General features: G+C 50.7%; 14 protein-coding genes. 5 read left to right on the top strand and 9 right to left on the bottom strand.

The annotated features are described in order from the left end of the window. The first annotated feature begins 36 nt into the window (after positions 1–36). The 4 genes from rbp (F1593_RS23615) (at position 37) to F1593_RS23600 (ending at position 3,797) form a co-directional block, all read left to right on the top strand. Entirely contained in the window at positions 37–351 is a 315-nt protein-coding gene (gene rbp / locus F1593_RS23615) for an RNA-binding regulator (protein WP_149404023.1), read from the top strand. A gap of 364 nt (positions 352–715) precedes the next feature. Further along, positions 716–1,030 (top strand): RNA-binding regulator, encoded by a 315-nt coding sequence (gene rbp, locus F1593_RS23610; protein WP_149404023.1) that lies wholly within the window; start codon positions 716–718, stop codon positions 1,028–1,030. Positions 1,031–1,509: 479 nt separating this feature from the next. Further along, complete coding sequence (rbp, locus tag F1593_RS23605; RefSeq protein WP_149404022.1) at positions 1,510–1,824, top strand: RNA-binding regulator; 315 nt, start codon at positions 1,510–1,512, stop codon at positions 1,822–1,824. Between the two features lie 668 nt (positions 1,825–2,492). Then, positions 2,493–3,797: an MFS transporter gene (locus F1593_RS23600; protein ID WP_172632395.1), complete on the top strand. Its 1,305-nt coding sequence runs from the start codon at positions 2,493–2,495 to the stop codon at positions 3,795–3,797. A gap of 88 nt (positions 3,798–3,885) precedes the next feature. Here the strand turns inward: F1593_RS23600 and F1593_RS23595 are convergent, their stop codons facing one another. The 4 genes from F1593_RS23595 to F1593_RS23575 all read right to left on the bottom strand — a co-directional run bounded on the left by F1593_RS23595 (position 3,886) and on the right by F1593_RS23575 (position 8,327). Then, positions 3,886–4,554 (bottom strand): metallophosphoesterase family protein, encoded by a 669-nt coding sequence (locus F1593_RS23595; protein ID WP_149404020.1) that lies wholly within the window; start codon positions 4,552–4,554, stop codon positions 3,886–3,888. 397 nt (positions 4,555–4,951) lie between these two features. Then, positions 4,952–6,487: a cache domain-containing protein gene (locus tag F1593_RS23585; protein ID WP_149404018.1), complete on the bottom strand. Its 1,536-nt coding sequence runs from the start codon at positions 6,485–6,487 to the stop codon at positions 4,952–4,954. 60 nt (positions 6,488–6,547) lie between these two features. Further along, a complete protein-coding gene (locus F1593_RS23580; protein ID WP_149404017.1) occupies positions 6,548–7,294 on the bottom strand; it encodes a hypothetical protein in 747 nt (248 codons plus the stop codon). A gap of 529 nt (positions 7,295–7,823) precedes the next feature. Continuing rightward, positions 7,824–8,327 carry a hypothetical protein gene (locus F1593_RS23575; RefSeq protein ID WP_149404016.1) on the bottom strand — a complete coding sequence of 168 codons (504 nt, stop codon included), beginning with the start codon at positions 8,325–8,327 and terminating at the stop codon, positions 7,824–7,826. A 238-nt stretch (positions 8,328–8,565) separates the two neighbouring features. On the opposite strand from F1593_RS23575, the gene F1593_RS23570 reads away from it, so the two are divergent. Then, positions 8,566–8,832, top strand: coding sequence for a hypothetical protein (locus F1593_RS23570; RefSeq protein ID WP_149404015.1), 267 nt, complete (start codon positions 8,566–8,568; stop codon positions 8,830–8,832). 6 nt (positions 8,833–8,838) lie between these two features. Here F1593_RS23570 and F1593_RS23565 read toward each other — a convergent pair whose 3' ends face one another. Genes F1593_RS23565 through F1593_RS23545 form a run of 5 tightly spaced genes read right to left on the bottom strand, consistent with a single transcriptional unit; the run spans position 8,839 to position 16,114 of the window. Beyond that, complete coding sequence (locus tag F1593_RS23565) at positions 8,839–9,936, bottom strand: methyltransferase (RefSeq protein ID WP_149404014.1); 1,098 nt, start codon at positions 9,934–9,936, stop codon at positions 8,839–8,841. A 35-nt stretch (positions 9,937–9,971) separates the two neighbouring features. Then, complete coding sequence (locus F1593_RS23560) at positions 9,972–10,850, bottom strand: UbiA family prenyltransferase (protein WP_172632394.1); 879 nt, start codon at positions 10,848–10,850, stop codon at positions 9,972–9,974. A gap of 34 nt (positions 10,851–10,884) precedes the next feature. Next, the gene (gene ubiG, locus F1593_RS23555) at positions 10,885–11,670 is read right to left on the bottom strand and encodes a bifunctional 2-polyprenyl-6-hydroxyphenol methylase/3-demethylubiquinol 3-O-methyltransferase UbiG (protein WP_149404012.1); all 786 of its coding nucleotides are present in this window, start codon (positions 11,668–11,670) and stop codon (positions 10,885–10,887) included. 45 nt (positions 11,671–11,715) lie between these two features. Beyond that, entirely contained in the window at positions 11,716–13,410 is a 1,695-nt protein-coding gene (gene mhpA, locus F1593_RS23550) for a bifunctional 3-(3-hydroxy-phenyl)propionate/3-hydroxycinnamic acid hydroxylase MhpA (RefSeq protein WP_172632393.1), read from the bottom strand. 52 nt (positions 13,411–13,462) lie between these two features. Next, positions 13,463–16,114, bottom strand: coding sequence for a beta-ketoacyl-[acyl-carrier-protein] synthase family protein (locus tag F1593_RS23545; RefSeq protein WP_149404010.1), 2,652 nt, complete (start codon positions 16,112–16,114; stop codon positions 13,463–13,465). Positions 16,115–16,118: the final 4 nt, after the last annotated feature.

Raw genomic sequence — 16,118 nt, 5'->3', positions numbered from 1 at the left:
AGATGAAAGCGGTGTCACCACAGGAGTGTTAAAAACATGAGACTATACGTTGGTGGTCTGCCTTACCAGACACAAGAGCATGATTTACGTGATTTATTCGAGCAAATTGGAGCAGTGAGCGCCGCGACCGTCATTTCTGATCGCGAGACTGGCCGTAGCAAAGGCTTTGGCTTCGTCGAATTTGAGAATGATCAGGATGCGCAGGCCGCGATTGAGCGCCTGAATGGTACGCAGTATGGCGACCGCACCATTACCGTGAGCGAAGCCCGTGAGCGCCAGTCAAACGGCGGCAATCGTGGCGGCTACGGTAACCGTGGCGGCGGCTATGACGGTGGTCGTAACCGCTACTAAGTTTGCTGTGTATGATTGCGAAACGTGCATGATTGCTACCTGAAGTGTTACGCAGTCAGCATGACAAGAAAAAACAATGTAGCGCCAGAGATTATTCTCAGTGCTGCATTGTTTTTGTTGCTACAGATAGCCGTATCTCAAACCTATCTTTTTTATGAAAAGGGCATCTTGAAGCATTGTAAGAGATTGAGGCAAAACGAATTTTAAAGATCTCCAAATTTGCATCTTTTTATGGAATAAGGGATGGGGGCTGTCTGTTATAATAGGTGTATGACATCAATAACGCATTGCATCGCTTCTGTGAGAAACGGTTTCTTCGAGCGTCAATAGATGAAAGCGGTGTCACCACAGGAGTGTTAAAAACATGAGACTATACGTTGGTGGTCTGCCTTACCAGACACAAGAGCATGATTTACGTGATTTATTCGAGCAAATTGGAGCAGTGAGCGCCGCGACCGTTATTTCTGATCGCGAGACTGGCCGTAGCAAAGGCTTTGGCTTCGTCGAATTTGAGAATGATCAGGATGCGCAGGCCGCGATTGAGCGCCTGAATGGTACGCAGTATGGCGACCGCACCATTACCGTGAGCGAAGCTCGTGAGCGCCAGTCAAACGGCGGCAATCGTGGCGGCTACGGCAACCGTGGCGGCGGCTATGACGGTGGTCGTAACCGCTACTAGATTCTCCGCATTTTAACAAAAGCCAGGAGGTGGTGGGTAGTGTACCCATCGCCTCCTGGCTTTTTTCTATGAATGTGTCGGACTCCCAGTACCATCGGGATCTTACTGTTTGACCTGCTGGCAGGCGCATGCGTGCCTGCGCCCTTTTTAGTGTGTGGTGTGGGAAAAGTTCGAAGAACTTTTCCGACACCACACACTAAAAAGATGTTTGAGCACCGCAGGTGCGAAAACGCATGCACAGAGATCGTGAGAGCATGGATGTCCGACACACGCTCACAAAGGGCCTTACTTTTTAATGAAGTTGCGGTAAAACGAATTTTAACGGCCTGCGAATTTGCCTGCTTCCCTGGAATAAAGGCTGGAGACTGTCTGTTATAATAGGTGTATGACATCAACAACGAATTGTATCGCTTCTGTGAGAAACGGTTTCTTCGAGCGTCAATAGATGAAAGCGGTGTCACCACAGGAGTGGAGAGAATATGAGATTATATGTTGGGGGTCTGCCCTATCAGACACAAGAACAAGATCTGCGCGACTTTTTTGAGCAGGTTGGACAGGTGAGCTTCGCCACGGTGATCACGGATCGTGAGACTGGCCGTAGCAAAGGCTTTGGCTTCGTAGAGTTTGAGAACGAGCAGGATGCCCATGCCGCTATCGATCAGTTGAATGGTGCCCAGTTGGGTGGCCGTACTCTGACCGTGAACGAGGCACGCGAGCGTCCAGCTGGTGGCAACCGTGGCGGTGGCTACCAGGATCGCTCTTATGGTGGCGGTGGCGGTCGTAACCGTTACTAAGCCCTCTAAACGTGGCTACTAAGCGGTCCACGTTATGAGAAAAAATCTGAGAGAGGTGAGCATTACGCTCATCTCTCTTTTTGTGCATTTTCTTTTAAATATTTTATTTTTCCTTCAAAGAAAATGGATTGGATGGGATGAAATATTTCATGGCTCACATCTGTTCAATATAACAAGCGAACAAAAATTTTTACTGCCATGTATCGGGCACTTTAAAGATGGGGAATAAGCATATGCTTTGACGTACCCCCCAAAAGTAATGCATTTGACAAAATATGTGAAAGTTAGATTCATAGATGTTACAATAATAAAAATTGGTGGAAAACAACGTGAAAAATATCGGTTGACTCTCTTATCCTCGAGCAACGATTTGCCATCTCAACAAAAAATTCGAAAGTACCTATCTGCGATAGATAGTGCGGCAACAAACAACTCCAGCGCTGGACAAAAATAGAGAAGACGAGATCGGCACGGACAAGCGAATGTCCATAATAGGTGTATAGAAGTTTTTGCCTGGACGTGACTGCCACCACACGAAGTGAACGAAAAAACAACACTTCCCAATAATGCACAACCTCCGGAGGGCATTTTTGTGCCATGCAGGCAATGTCAGAGGTTGGATGCTTTTCTTGCTGAACAATTTTGTACTTTCGAGGATGTCTTTTTTCATGACTTACAGCGCTATCCGCACAAATAAAACAGTCATTTTTTTGGTTTGTTGCCTGGCCTTCATTACTAATGGTTTATTGGGTGTATTACCAAGTTCCAGCCTTGCCATTTTAGCTACCCATACGCATGTTGCTTTAAGTACTGCCGGTCTCGTCTTTACCGTGAGTGCGCTGGGTTCAATTATCGCTGTTCTGATTAGCAATCTTCTGATTAAAAAAATTGGCACAAAGAATATTATGATCTCGGGCCTGGGTGGCCTGATCTTAGCGAGTATGCTAATACCGACAACCGGATCATTTGACATCTGGCTGATCGCACAACTCATTCAGGGTATGTCTTCTAGCCTGATTACCGTTGGCTTATGTATGACATTGACCTTTAACTTTAAAGAGACGCTCGGTGAAAAGATGAATGTCCTGCATGGAGCTGCTGGAATGGGATCTCTGCTTGCGCCGCTCGTGCTGGCGAATGCACTATCCCTGACTGGAACGATCCTTCCTTCCTTCCTGCTGGTGGCTCTGGTCAGCGGCCTGAGTGTCCTGCTACTGGGTCCAATGCGCTTTGCTGATCGTCCACAAGAGCTGTTTGTGGATAGGAGCGAGGAGATGAGTCAGCATCAGCAGGATAGCCTGTCAGTGAGTCGTTTGTTCAAGAATCCAATCATCTGGTTTACGGCTTTGCAGGTCTTGTTCTATGTTGGGGCCGAGTCCGGTTTCAGTAACTGGCTGGTAACCTCGATCAGCCAGGGATCACATATGGCACTTGCCGCTGCCACGCCTGCCGCCACCCTCTTCTGGGTTGGCCTGACAGTTGGTCGTATGGCAATTGCCCAATTGATGAAACGAAAGCTGATCAGTGATGCCCGCTTGCTCTATATCAGCTTTATTGGTGGGGCTATAAGCGGCTTATGCGTCATATTCTATATTCAGCAGCCGCTGATCAGCTTTGTGGCCAGTTGCTTTCTGGGTTTCTTCCTGGGTCCCATTTTCCCGAGCTTGCAGACGATTGCCTCCCGCCGTTTCGAACACGCAGCAGGTTTTATGTCCAGTATCGTCCTGCTCAGCTCCGGGCTGGCCGGCATGACCGTCCCAATGTCGATTGGTCTGATCATCCCGCAGTTAGGCGTACGTGGTGGCATGTTGATTCCAGCCATCATGAGTATCTCAATCTGTGTTCCATTCTACTGTGCCAACCGCAAGGCCCGGCACATGCAGCAGCCAGAGCGCACCATCGAGCAGCCAACCTACAAGCATATCGCTGACATGCCCACGGTCGAGCTTGAATGCGTCTCGGTCGCCGCCTAATTCAGCTCCTATAGCCTGTGATCCTGACATACCTCAGGATCACAGGCTGTTTTTTTGCCCAAACCATAGACAAGCTAAACGTAATGTTCTAAGCTTTGTCGTTTGGTTCGCGGTGGACCTGGAAGATCTGACGGTTGGGAAGTTGGATGGCAGTGAGATTGCCGGTGCGCCAGGCTCCGGTGTCGATACCGATCTTATGGCGCTGGATGAAAGGGGTATCCCGTTCCCAGTGACCAAAGACCACGGTTTTGCCCCAGTTATAGTCGCGATCTGTAAAACCTTCAGCGCCCCACATTTTTTCAAAAGGAATCGTTGCCGAGAAGGGTTTGTATGGCAGAACGCCAGCATGGACATAGTAGGCGTGGTCATCCTCATAATCGATACGTGTCTGCTGCATCCATCTGCCAATATCGGCTGGTATCTCGCTATTACAACTCTCCCATACCTTGCGTGCACCCGGCATAGATGGCATTTCCTTGAATGAAGTGCCATCCCATTGTTCAAGCCAGGCGTCCTCATGATTGCCGCGCAGGAAGATACAACGGGGATGCTCCTGTTGCAAGGCTTGCAAGGTTCGGATCACCGCGATCGAATCCTCGCCTCGATCCACATAATCCCCTAAAAAGATCAGCTTATCTTCGGGCCGATAAGGCAGGCGTTCTAGCAACCGTTTCAGCAGGCTTACCTCGCCATGGATATCGCCAATTGCATAGCTATGATAGGCCACCGCATCATCCGGCATTTCATCAATATCCAACGTCAATCGTCCTCCTATGCTTAAATATGCAAATATCTATTAATATGTATTATAGCACCTCAAGCAGGTAGAGGGCATGGAGCAGAGGTTGGAGAACGATGTAGGTGCGCGCCGAGGTCGCAACCGAGGTGCGCTTTCCCATTGCTCGTACTGGAATCTCCCCCAATCTTGTCGCTACCCGTGGGAGTTTTGCCAGGTGTGGTTTTTGCCATGCTCGACAATAAAAACTATCCGGCCGCCATCTGGAAACTCCTTTATCCAGAAGCATCGCGACCATTTAAGATGGATGAGGAAGGATAACGATGGCGAAGAAGTGTATTCTATCTTCAACGCTTAACTGGCCACGGAAGTAGCTCCATCTCACCCACAGGCCGTATCTGTGGGTGAGATAATCCGTTTAGTTGGCCTTACCGATAATCGAGAGGAGTTGCATCACAATTGCTCCAGCCTGCTCGGCGGCCTCTGTGGCGGAGAGAGAGCCTGTATGCAAGACCTCTGTGGCAAGGGTCGCGGAATTGAGTACATCGGCCAACTTGCGATTACTATTATCTTGATACTCTGAAGCATTTTCCAGATAGTTAATCGTTGCGTATAACTGCTGAATCACATGCTCCATCGCCCGCTCATCGTACTGGCCCCAGTTGGTTGAGATCTGCGGCACCATGGTATCCAGGCGTTGTAAGGCAACTTTGGTTGCATCGGTATAATATTGCACTGATTGCAGCTTTCCCTGTGAGGAATCAATCACAAGCAACTGTTCTTCTGATGCCTGTTGCTGCTTTTGCGCGAGCAAACGGAGCGTGCTACTGTTATCCCGAAGACGATCAACGGCAGCCAGGATCGGACGCACCAGGCTATGGCGCGCGAAGAGAGCGATAATACCCACAATAAACGCCTCTAACAAGGCAATCCCTAAGGTCGCTAAAAACTCTTGATTGGCGACATTGGTCACGGTATTCACCGGGCTGAGTACAAAATAATACCAGCGTATATACGCATTTTTTGTCGCTAATGCAACCACTTGATAGGCTTCGCTTTTACCAGGAGGTTGCGTTTGTAACGTCGCTGCCGATGTGGAATGAGTGCTCAACACAGCTGCGAGATCTTTGTTGCTCTGTACCGTTGGCGCAGTCGCTGTGCCATAGCGTTGCTCCTGGACAATCTTTGCGTTTAGCGTAGGATCAAGTGGTTTGATGGTTGTAAATAATGACTGATCACTTGAATCGCCAACCCGCACGCCATTCGCATCCAACACAAAAGCAGAGCTTCCTGTGCCATTATTTCCAGCGTCAGGTTTGATGATATTGTTCCAAATATAATTCAGGCTCAATGTTGCACGAATACAACCAACGACGGGTCCTGGCTTATTTGGCTGAGTAGTCGGGGCCGTAATTGGAGAATAAAGATCAACCGTTGCCTCTTTTGTCTTTGCGCCATAGTAGACAGGCGAGATAACAGTTTGCCCTTTCATAACGCTTTGTACATCCGGAGGAACAAAGGTATTTCCATGCTTCGCAGGCTGCGTTGGATAGGAGAGAAGGACATTGCCATGCGTATTAAATAACGTCCAGGTTTTATAATTTGTATCGCGATACATACCAGCGGCTAACGAATATTCAGCATGGACGGCATTGTCTTTGTAGGCAGCTGTATCCTGCGGAGTCTGAACCACAAAGGTCTGCACACTGGTAACCTGGGCCAGGGTCTTGATATCGAGTACGCGCTCATTTATATAATTGTCGATCAATTGGACACGCGTCACGGCATCATTCTGTAAGCTTTGCTCTGAAGCATTGATCAAAGCCGGACGAGTATTGGTATAGTTAAAGCTGAGCATGGCGATAAATGGAATAATGATAGCGAGAATAAAGGCGAGTGTAACAACAATTGAAGTAGATGACCAACGAAACTTTTCTTTTGTGACCACAACCATAGTAAACTCCTAAAAAATGCATCAGTTATTGGTGCATGCGAAGGCCGATGCCCTGCTCTTTTATACCGGTTTATCCAACGATATCAGACCATCTTTCTCTAGTTGTAAGAGTATTTGTAGTACATCCAACATCTCAAGAGAGAGCATTGTGGCAATCTGAGCAATAGTATTGATACCGTTGGTACGCATATAGATGCTTTTAATATTCCCTTTCCATTGGAGGACCTCGGCGCCCGAAACAGCTTTTAAACGATGGGGCACTAAATTGGGGAAAAGATCCAGCTTAGACGAGCTATTTTGATAAGGCTCTGTCGTGAACATAACTGGTCCGGTGGGATTTCTCGCAGCTGGCAATGCAGAAAATGCATCCGACTGAAACGAGCCTGATGGCCGTGAATTCCCCATTATGTTCAGAGGTGGAAGGTTTCCTTGAGGCTGAGGTTTCACTGACGACGAAAGGTGCTCTGATGAAGATAGGTTTATATTTGGTGATGATGGAGCTGACGGTGGCGCAAAGGATGGAATAGGTCCACCCGTTGTATTGTTCTGTCCCCCGGTGGTGTGATTAAAGGTCCACTCCGCTACCGTATGCCGTAGTACATCTAGCGCTGGTTCTGCATTTTCCATCATTTGTGAATGACGATTATAAATATTACAAGAAAGTATAGAACCAGAATAGACAGTAATTATCACAACACAGGGATCATGAAATGCACCAAAACCATAAAAAGCGTTTGACTGGAATGTCCCTCTTAAGTGGCGGATTCTAGCAAAATACAGAAGCGTTTCGAGGTTAAAACTATACATAGAGCGCTCTCCAATAACGACCTCGTTGCGAAAACGAAGAGCATCTATTCAACTGTAAATCACACCAATCTGGCCTGCATACACTATACACACTATACGCCTTCACGCGCTTGGATAGCTCATTCCATAAGATGGTAACAAGGTGATTTGCGTACCATTTTTCAATCTGCGGCCTCATTTTTAGCTCTCTTTATTATATAGGGAGTAAATAAACACTGGATTACTTCGTATTCCCATGTGAGACCTAATATAACACTACCACAGGATTATAGATAGATATTTTCCTAAAAAAAAATATGAAATCTATTTTTATAGGAAAAACTGTCCCTAAAAATCTCTAAAATTTAGCGTGAGGCAAGCCCAGGGTACCTAAAAATAACCTAAAAATAACCTAAAAATAACCTAAAAAATACATTACTCTATTGACAGGGAATGTGAACGTTTTATAGTATACTGCTCTACTCCTAAGAGAATTTCATCGTTCCATGGCCAGCAGGACCGCGTTTCCCCGTTCGCCACCAACCCCATATTAATGTGAGGATGAGCCTTTCCATTTAGCCAGTTCGGCGCGCAGTTCGGCCACCTGAGTTGCGGGTAGATGGAGAAATAAGCCCTGCCCATTGACGTTCAAGATGCGAGGCACAAATGTCTCGGCCTTCATTTCGATGCGTCCCGTCAATGGGATTGGAGGGGGGCCGGGCACGATCCAGAGCGTGCTCAGGCGGGCGATTTCTGAGAGTTGATCAAACATCTGGGACATCCTGAAGACCAGCAGCATATCCATCTGAGCCGGTTGGTGCGCCACAATATGCAGGCCCAGCAGCATATTATGCTTACCGGGATGAGCATAGTACCAGGAGCACGTCGCATCCTCTTCTGATGCCTGCTCCTGGGCGGCCAGGATCTCCAGATCCTGGCGTTCCGAGATATCTACCCACACTACCACAAATCCTCCCTGCTCCAAAAACATATGCTGTAGCGCATCAATTGGCAATGCCGCTGCCAGCATCTCGCGTCCCTCATGCTCATCCATAGCGGGCAGACCTCTCTTTTCTCTGATCTTTTTTATCCAGTAAACAACACTGGCACGCGAGAGCGCAATGGTGTCCATTGCTCGCATCGCTTGAGCTTGACGCATCAGGATCAGAAAAGATACGCTGTGTGATAAGCATGATAAAGGTATTTTTGATTATAGAAGATGGGTTTGTAGATGATGGTAGCTGTTAACATATGCTTTTCTGGAAAAGATATCTGGCAGAAATGGAGCTATTATGTACGCATTAGAGAGCTATGATCAGGCTGTAGAGGATATCAACAGGTTGACCGAACGTATCCGTGAGCTTGATAGGCAACTGGAAGACATAACCACGCAGTCACTTTATGCCGCCACTCTGAGAGGATATTATGCGATGGTGCGGCGCGGCGAACCATTGATTCAGGAGCAGCATATGCTGCTCGATCAATGGTATCAAGCGATAAATAAGCTGCTCGTCTATTATACCGCGACCGCTTTCCATCCCGCCTGGGCCCCTGGCTAGCCTGTATCAGGCACTGCGAGTAGGAGGCAGAATGGAAGTTTCCTTTTTACTGGCGGTAATCAAGGTTGCGCCGGGCATGAGCAGGCGGTGCTGGCGGACATTTTCCATGCCCGCGTTTTCCAGCCAGCCTTTAATCGTGGGAACGTTATAGCAGGTGCCGCCGACCGTGGTCATGGTCAGGGCCATGAATTGTACTATCAAGGAGGCCAGCTGTGAGCTGTGGGTTTGATCGGTGACTTGATCGACGAAAACCAGCGTGCCACCGGGCCTGAGGGTTTGGGTTACCTTTTTGAGGATGTTCTGGTTGATCTCGGCTGGTAAGAGGTGGGCAATATGGAAGTAGAGGGCGGCATCAAATGGTTCGCTAAACTGCTCTGGAAAGTTATCTTTGACGATATCGCCGCTGACAAAGTGGATACGCTCGGTCAGTTGGAGCTGTTTGGTTATCTGTTCGCCAGCACGAATGCCCAATGGTAAATCGAGGATGGTGGAGTGGAGTTCTGGATATTTGCGACAGAAGAGGGAGCTATAGCCAGCATGGGAGCCGCCGACGTCGAGCATGCGCCTGACTGGTTGTTGAAGCCGTACGCGTTGAGCGATCTCGCCTCCCAGCGCGGTTGCCAGCGAGGCCAGTCCGGCGTAGTGGCGAGCCAGATAGGCCTGTGTCTCAGGATTACTGGCATCCTCCTCATAGGGCATACGCATCGCCTGTTGATTGGTGTGGATGACCTCAGAAATATGATCCCAGATGGCGATGATGTCCTGGCTATGAATAATATAGGGAGCAATATTGTGGGATGAGTCTTTTAAGAGCCAGCGCCGCGTCATGGCTGTGTTGCGGTAGCTATTTCCGCGCTGTGAGAGATAGCCTGCTGAGACGAGAATCTGTAGTAATAATTGGAGACCCTGTGGCTGGCAATGTAATCTCGCAGCGAGTTGTTCCAGGGATAATTCATCTTTATTCAAGGTATCAAAAAGATCCATCGCACAGGCGGTAATCAGCATTTTAGCGATCCCTGGCGCTAGCGGGGTGTCGAAGAGTGGTCTGGGGAGCAGATTGAGGCGCGCTGCCAGGGCTTCAACAGGCGTAAAACGTAGTGGCATGCTTACAACTCAACTTTCTTCGCTAAAGGGATGCTCTATACCTGACTTGCACTTACGATCCAGCCACCGGCCAGCAGCAGGCAGGTGAGCACAAGCAGATAAAAATAATATTTACTGGCTTGCAGGGATTGCCTGGGCCTCATATAGAGATATAATGCACCAGCCGCGAGGGTGGTCAAGAGCAGGGTGGGCAATAGTATTGCGAGATGTGCCGGTACCATGCCCGTCAGGGCGAAAACAGCGATCAACACTATCGCCAGCAGGATACAGCAGGTGCAGGCAAGGACAGATCCCTGGTGACCAAGTACCACCGCCAGCGTACGCGCATGCCCGGCGGCATCCTCAGCAATATCGGGCAATGAATTCGCCAGATTGACCGCAATCCCTGATAGCGCAGCAATGGGCACCTGCCAGAGGATCAAAGGGATCATATGTCCTATGGCGACAAAGGCATAGACGGGGATCAGTGGAAACATAATTGCGAAGGCAATCCCGCTCCAGGGTGTACCCTTCAAACCCAGATTATAGCTTTGTCCGATGATCAGATAGAGCAGGGAAACAAGCAGGGCCAGGGGATTAATAAAGAGCAGTAAGCATACCATCAAGAGCATGAGGAATATCGCCAGCAGCAAGGCTTCACGTGGACTGATCAGTCCACGCACAATCGGCTTGTTCTTCTTGCTTAAGGCATCGAGCTGACGATCACAATAATCATTAGAAACGGCGATAGCTAGCTGCATAACTACATGGGCCGCCACCACCAGCAGCAAAGTATTCCAGTGTAGCCGGGGCCAGCCAGCCAGGAGCGCGAACAGCGTAACCGCCACGCCATGCAAGAACACCGGCCCGGGATGAGAAAGCCGGAAGATCCCTTCCAGAATATCCGCTGCGGCACGTTTTTTTCTGTTTTTCATATAGCTTTTTTGATTCCTCTCGCTACGTGCTCGATCAAGAATGGGAAGTTTTGATGGCATAGCCCATGTAGGAAGTGGAGAGGTCGCGACTGGCTTTGAAGCGCATACGCTGTCCCATGTCCGACAGGGTCAATGTGCCCCGTTTCTGTCGCAGAAACATACTGATAGTATGGAGAGGATTGGTCTGAGGACTCATCCCTTTGACATCCTGATTCTCTAGCTGATATTTCCGTATCACCAGTTGTAATTCTTTGGGCTTAATAAACTTATGCCAATCGTGCAGATTGGGTGGCATAAAACTGGTTGCCTTCCAATCCTGCGCCATCTTAATCATGACCAGCCAGCTAAGCGCGCTTCGATTGATGGTGTCATAAAAGAAGTAGCCGCCGGGCTTGAGGACACGAGCGATTTCCTGGATGACTGGCTCAACAGAATTGACATGCTCCAGGACATCGCAACACACCACCACATCAAAAGAGGCGTCATCGAAGGGAATGTGTTCGCCCACCCCTACTTCATAGTTAATGATCAGGCCAGATAGCTGGGCATGCCGCCGTGCCGTCTCCAGTGACTCCTCCGCTGGATCAATCCCGGTCACATGGCAGGGCAGGCGCGCGAACTCCTCAGCCAGCAGACCGCCGCCGCATCCCACATCCAGTACCGTTTTCTCGCGAATCGTCTGAGATTCGTCCGCTGTGAGGATGGATTGAAAATAGCCAAAGCGTACCGGACCTATCCAGCTCCGCAAAATGCCCAGTGCTGTATTTTCATCCCACCAGGTATTATGCAAGCGATTATAAAGTTCATTATCGACTGGCATAGACACAAATCCTTTCAATTAGCTCTATCAGCTTGAAATGCCATACTATTTATTATAGGATAACGTATTGCAAAACAAGCTTTTCTGTAGCACAGTAACAAACGTTTGCTCTTGTGCTGGCGTAAATGCTCCATAGATATAGCGATCCGGGCGCACCAGTACATAGAGATCACGTCGCATATCTAACCAATGCGCCAGTTGTTGTTGTAGATTATCCTGTATATATGCATTCTCCTGAGATATCTTTTGTAGAGATGTGGTGGCAGGCACGATACAGAGCAGCTGTATCTCTATCCTTTTCCACAAAGGCGCTTGCAGGGCTGTAAATGCGCTGCCGGGATCAGCATAGAGCCGGAGTAGCGTAAAGCCGGTGCCGAGTTGTTCATCCAGTAAGGTCGGGATGCCGTCTGGCGTCAGGACGATTGGTTGCGGCAATAGTTGTCCTGCGAGTCTGGCATGCCACCTGCGCGTGAGCGTGTGGCCGAGAGCAAGCCGCAGGCCGCGTGTATAGCGTGAGCGTGGCTTAATACTCATCTCGTTCAAAGACGTTGCGCCTGGCGGTAGCCTGGTGAGCAGGCCCAGGACGAGATCGCGTAGGTGTGCCATGCTGTGATTGGTCGGCATCACCATCTGACCCATAAAGGCTGAGAAGCGGATTAAGGCGGCGGCATGTGGGGCTCGCTCTTGCTGATAGGAGTCCAGGATGTTCGGGTTTGCTTGTTTTCGTAGTACTATTGCCAGTTTCCAGGCCAGATTATGCGCATCGCGCAAGCCACAATTCATCCCCTGTCCCCCGAAGGGAGGCAGGAGGTGAGCGGCATCGCCGAGCAGGAAGACTCGGCCCTGCCTGTATGCGGTGGCCCGGCTGGCATGAAAGGTATAAATCGCCTGCCGCTGTAGCTGGATTTGTGCTGTCCCTGCTTGCGTCCGCTGTTGAATCAGTTTCAATATAGTGTCTGGCCGCAGCATGTTTGTTTCAGATTCTCCGGGATGAAGCATGAATTCCCAGCGCCTGCCCTGATGAGGCGCGGGCACACTGACCGCTGGCCGTTCTGGATCGCAAAAGAAAGTGATATGCTCGCGTGTGGCTGTACTCTCCTCATCCTCCGCTTGATCCTGGCTATCAACGACCAGCCAGCGTTGCGGAAAGGTCCGGCCACGCATAGGTATTTTCAACGTCTGACGGATCGAGCTTTTCCCGCCATCACAGGCAAGTAAGTAGGTACAGGTGATGTGTTGTGGCTCGCCTATCTCAGAGCAGAGCGTGGCCCGGATGCTTGCAGCAGCTGTTTGTTGGAATGTTTGCAGGGCCTGCCCGAAATGGACCGTCACGGTGGGGAAACGCTTCAGCCCGGCGTGTAAAGTCCTCTCCAGAGCTGGCTGATCAAAGGTTGAGATCAGAGGATAGCCATTGTGCTGCTGACGTGGTTTGACATAAATCAGACGTTTGCCGTGCGAAAGGTAGAGCGCGCCAGTATCGAGGCGTACATGTTGCAATATTTGCTCACGCAAGCCCAGTGCCTGGCAGATACGCAGACCTTCATCATCAATCGAGATCGCGCGTGGAAAGCTATACAACCCCTGATTGCGCTCGATCAGCAGCACCTTGATGCGATATTGACCGAGTAGATTGGCGACAGTAAGTCCGGTTGGCCCTGCCCCAACAATCAGAACATCAAAAGAATTATCGGCGATAGGAGCATCAGTAGCATCAGTAGGATGAATAAATTTAGCTTCCATTACTACTTTTTTTAATCTTTCATGTGAGTGTACAACTGGCTTTGCCATTTTCTTATAAGCTTGAAGTTTTTGTGTATTTTCGCACTGCCAGCACGACATGGCTACCACCAAGGCCACGTGCACAGAGCAGGGCTGTATTTGCTGTGGCGTGCTGGTTAGCGGTTTGATTCCGTACCAGGCCCGGTGGACAGGCATGTGCGGCGGGCTCGTCACAGTTGATGGTGGGTGCTATAAGAGCGTCGCGCAGGCCGAGCAGGGCACTGATCGTATCCAGGGCTCCCGCGGCAGCGAAGCTATGTCCAAATTGCGAACGTGGGACGCTACAGGGCAATGTTTCAAAGTGTGTCCCAAAGATCTCGCGCAGCGCCGCCGTTTCACTACTATCCCAGTCTGGGATAGCGCGCCCATCCAGATAGAGGCAGGCGATATCCTCAGGTGTCAGATCGGCCTGTTCGAGCGCCAGAGAGAGCGCACGCGTATAGCTGGCACTGGCGGATTGCGTGAGATGTAGCAGGTTGAGCGGGGTAGTGGTCTGTGCGTAGCCGATCAGCTCGCCGTAGATGGTGGCATGGCGTTGTCGTGCATGTTCATACTCCTCTACGATACAGATGCCCGCCCCCTCGGCCAGCAGCGGTCCACTGGCTCGTCGATCAAACGGACGATATGTGTCCGGTATCATCTCTGGACTCAGCGGCTCACCTGTCGTCAGGACCTGAAGCGCACAGGGATGCAACGGTGCCTCGCTACCACCGGAAATCAACACATCAGCTGCACCACGCCGGATGGCTTCATAGGCCAATCCCAGCGCATCCAAACCACCACAGAGATCGTTTACCGGAACCTTCCCGAAGCCTTGCAAGCCATAGCGAATCGAGGTTTGTCCTACATTCGCCATCTGCAACCATGCAATCGCTGTATGCGCGCTCAGGGAGCGTGGGCCTTGCGTATAGAGATGCTCGATCTGTTGTGTCACATAGCCCACGCCACCCAGCGTATTTGCGATCACGGCTCCGATACGTTGGCAGTCCTCCTGTTCCATCTGTAGTTGTGCATCATGAAGTGCCTCCTCGACTGCGGCCAGCGTAAAGTGCGTCATGCGATCGCTGCGCTGTACCAGTTTACGCTCAAGATAGTGTTCGGCCTGAAAGCTGAGCGCCTGCCCGACATCAGGAAGCGGGACCAGATTGTCCTGGTTGGCTGTATGGGCTTTGACGCAGGAATGTCCCGCGCGCAACGCATCCCAGAACGCCTCCTTACCTGTGCCACCGGGCGCAACCACACCCAATCCTGTGATGACCACGCGCCGAGGCGCATCATCAACATCTCCAGTATTCCTGCGTAGTGACAGAGAGGCTACTTTGGACGCCGTATCGTCTTGCTGCTGGATACTTGCCTGTTCGGGTTCGAGTGGTCCCAATTCATGTTTGCGCAGGATTAAGGCTGCATTTGCGCCTCCAAAGCCGCTGGAATGGGTTAAGGCATACATCAGTGGATGCTTGCTATCCACCTGTCGTGCTGTATTAGGGATATAGTCCAGGTCGCAGCGGGGATCGGCCTGCTCTTGATTGATGGTTGGCGGTAGGATCTGTCGATCCAGTGTCAGGGCGGTAATCAGTACCTCAAGCGCGCTGGCCGCTCCCTGTGTATGACCGATCAGGGATTTTGTGGAGCTGATCGGGATTGCATAAGCTTGCTTGCCAAAGCACTGCTTATAGGCGGTCGTCTCGGCCAGTTCATTGGGCCGGGTGGAGCTGCCGTGGGCATTGATGTAGCCGATCTGTTCTGTTTGAAGCTGGCTTTCTGCCATGATCTGTTGCAATAATTTTTGCAGGGGCATACCATCCTCAGGGAGCGCCGCCATGTGGAAGGCATTGCTATTGGATGCATAGGCATAAATTTCGGCGTAGATGTATGCACCCCGGCTTTGCGCTGCCTCGCGCTCCTCTAACAACAATACTGCCGCGCCTTCCGCCAGCACAAAGCCATCGCGCAGATTATCATAGGGCCGTGATGCCCGTTCAGGCTCCTCGTTGCGGGCACTGAGGGCACGCATATTACTGAAGACCGTCAATCCCAGAGGACTGATCGCGGAATCTGAGCCGCCCGCCAGCATACGGTCGGCCGCACCCTCCTGGATTTTCCAGAAGGCCAGACCAATCGCATCTGCACCAGCCGAGCAACCGGTTGCAATTGTCAGGCAGGGGCCGCGCAGTTGATGGTGGGAGGCGACGGCTGCTGCTGGTATATAGCTGAGCGTTAAAGTTGTGGCATCGTGCGGCTTGAGCAGCGCGTGTGGTGGGTGCATGCCCCCCTCGGTCAGTTGGAGCCAGAGCTTCTCGCCCTCTTCTACAGAGGCCATCGCGGTACCCAGATAGACGCCTGTTCGCTCACTCTCTAACTCGCTTAGTCCCTTGTCTGATTGCGCATGCGTATAGGCATCCTGCCAGGCCAGATGGGCGGCAGCCACCGCCAGTTGCGTACCACGATCCAGCAAGCTCTCCTCCTCGGCATCCAGACCAAACGCGGCTGGCGCAAAGTCAGTGATCTCACCCGCGATCCGCGTGGGAAGCATATGCGCATCAAAGCGTGTGATCGTGCCCACACCTGAGGAACCTTGCAGGCATGCTTGCCAGAACGCTTCCTTGCCACATCCATTGGGTGCCAGTACACCCAGACCGGTAATCACAACGCGGCGTTGCTGCATCTGT

The sequence above is a fragment of the Dictyobacter arantiisoli genome, from assembly GCF_008326305.1.
In the GTDB taxonomy this organism is placed as follows: domain Bacteria; phylum Chloroflexota; class Ktedonobacteria; order Ktedonobacterales; family Ktedonobacteraceae; genus Dictyobacter; species Dictyobacter arantiisoli.
Note: the sequence above shows the minus strand (reverse complement) of the source record. Positions and strands in the feature narration are given on the sequence as shown.

Bases quoted from the DNA above. Each gene is read 5' to 3' on its own strand.
- rbp (WP_149404023.1), top strand. From the start codon at position 37: ATGAGACTATACGTTGGTGGTCTGCCTTACCAGACACAAGAGCATGAT.
- rbp (WP_149404023.1), top strand. From the start codon at position 716: ATGAGACTATACGTTGGTGGTCTGCCTTACCAGACACAAGAGCATGAT.
- rbp (WP_149404022.1), top strand. From the start codon at position 1,510: ATGAGATTATATGTTGGGGGTCTGCCCTATCAGACACAAGAACAAGAT.
- F1593_RS23600 (WP_172632395.1), top strand. From the start codon at position 2,493: ATGACTTACAGCGCTATCCGCACAAATAAAACAGTCATTTTTTTGGTT.
- F1593_RS23585 (WP_149404018.1), bottom strand. From the start codon at position 6,487: ATGGTTGTGGTCACAAAAGAAAAGTTTCGTTGGTCATCTACTTCAATT.
- F1593_RS23580 (WP_149404017.1), bottom strand. From the start codon at position 7,294: ATGTATAGTTTTAACCTCGAAACGCTTCTGTATTTTGCTAGAATCCGC.
- F1593_RS23575 (WP_149404016.1), bottom strand. From the start codon at position 8,327: ATGGATGAGCATGAGGGACGCGAGATGCTGGCAGCGGCATTGCCAATT.
- F1593_RS23570 (WP_149404015.1), top strand. From the start codon at position 8,566: ATGTACGCATTAGAGAGCTATGATCAGGCTGTAGAGGATATCAACAGG.
- F1593_RS23565 (WP_149404014.1), bottom strand. From the start codon at position 9,936: ATGCCACTACGTTTTACGCCTGTTGAAGCCCTGGCAGCGCGCCTCAAT.
- F1593_RS23560 (WP_172632394.1), bottom strand. From the start codon at position 10,850: ATGAAAAACAGAAAAAAACGTGCCGCAGCGGATATTCTGGAAGGGATC.
- ubiG (WP_149404012.1), bottom strand. From the start codon at position 11,670: ATGCCAGTCGATAATGAACTTTATAATCGCTTGCATAATACCTGGTGG.
- mhpA (WP_172632393.1), bottom strand. From the start codon at position 13,410: ATGGAAGCTAAATTTATTCATCCTACTGATGCTACTGATGCTCCTATC.
- F1593_RS23545 (WP_149404010.1), bottom strand. From the start codon at position 16,114: ATGCAGCAACGCCGCGTTGTGATTACCGGTCTGGGTGTACTGGCACCC.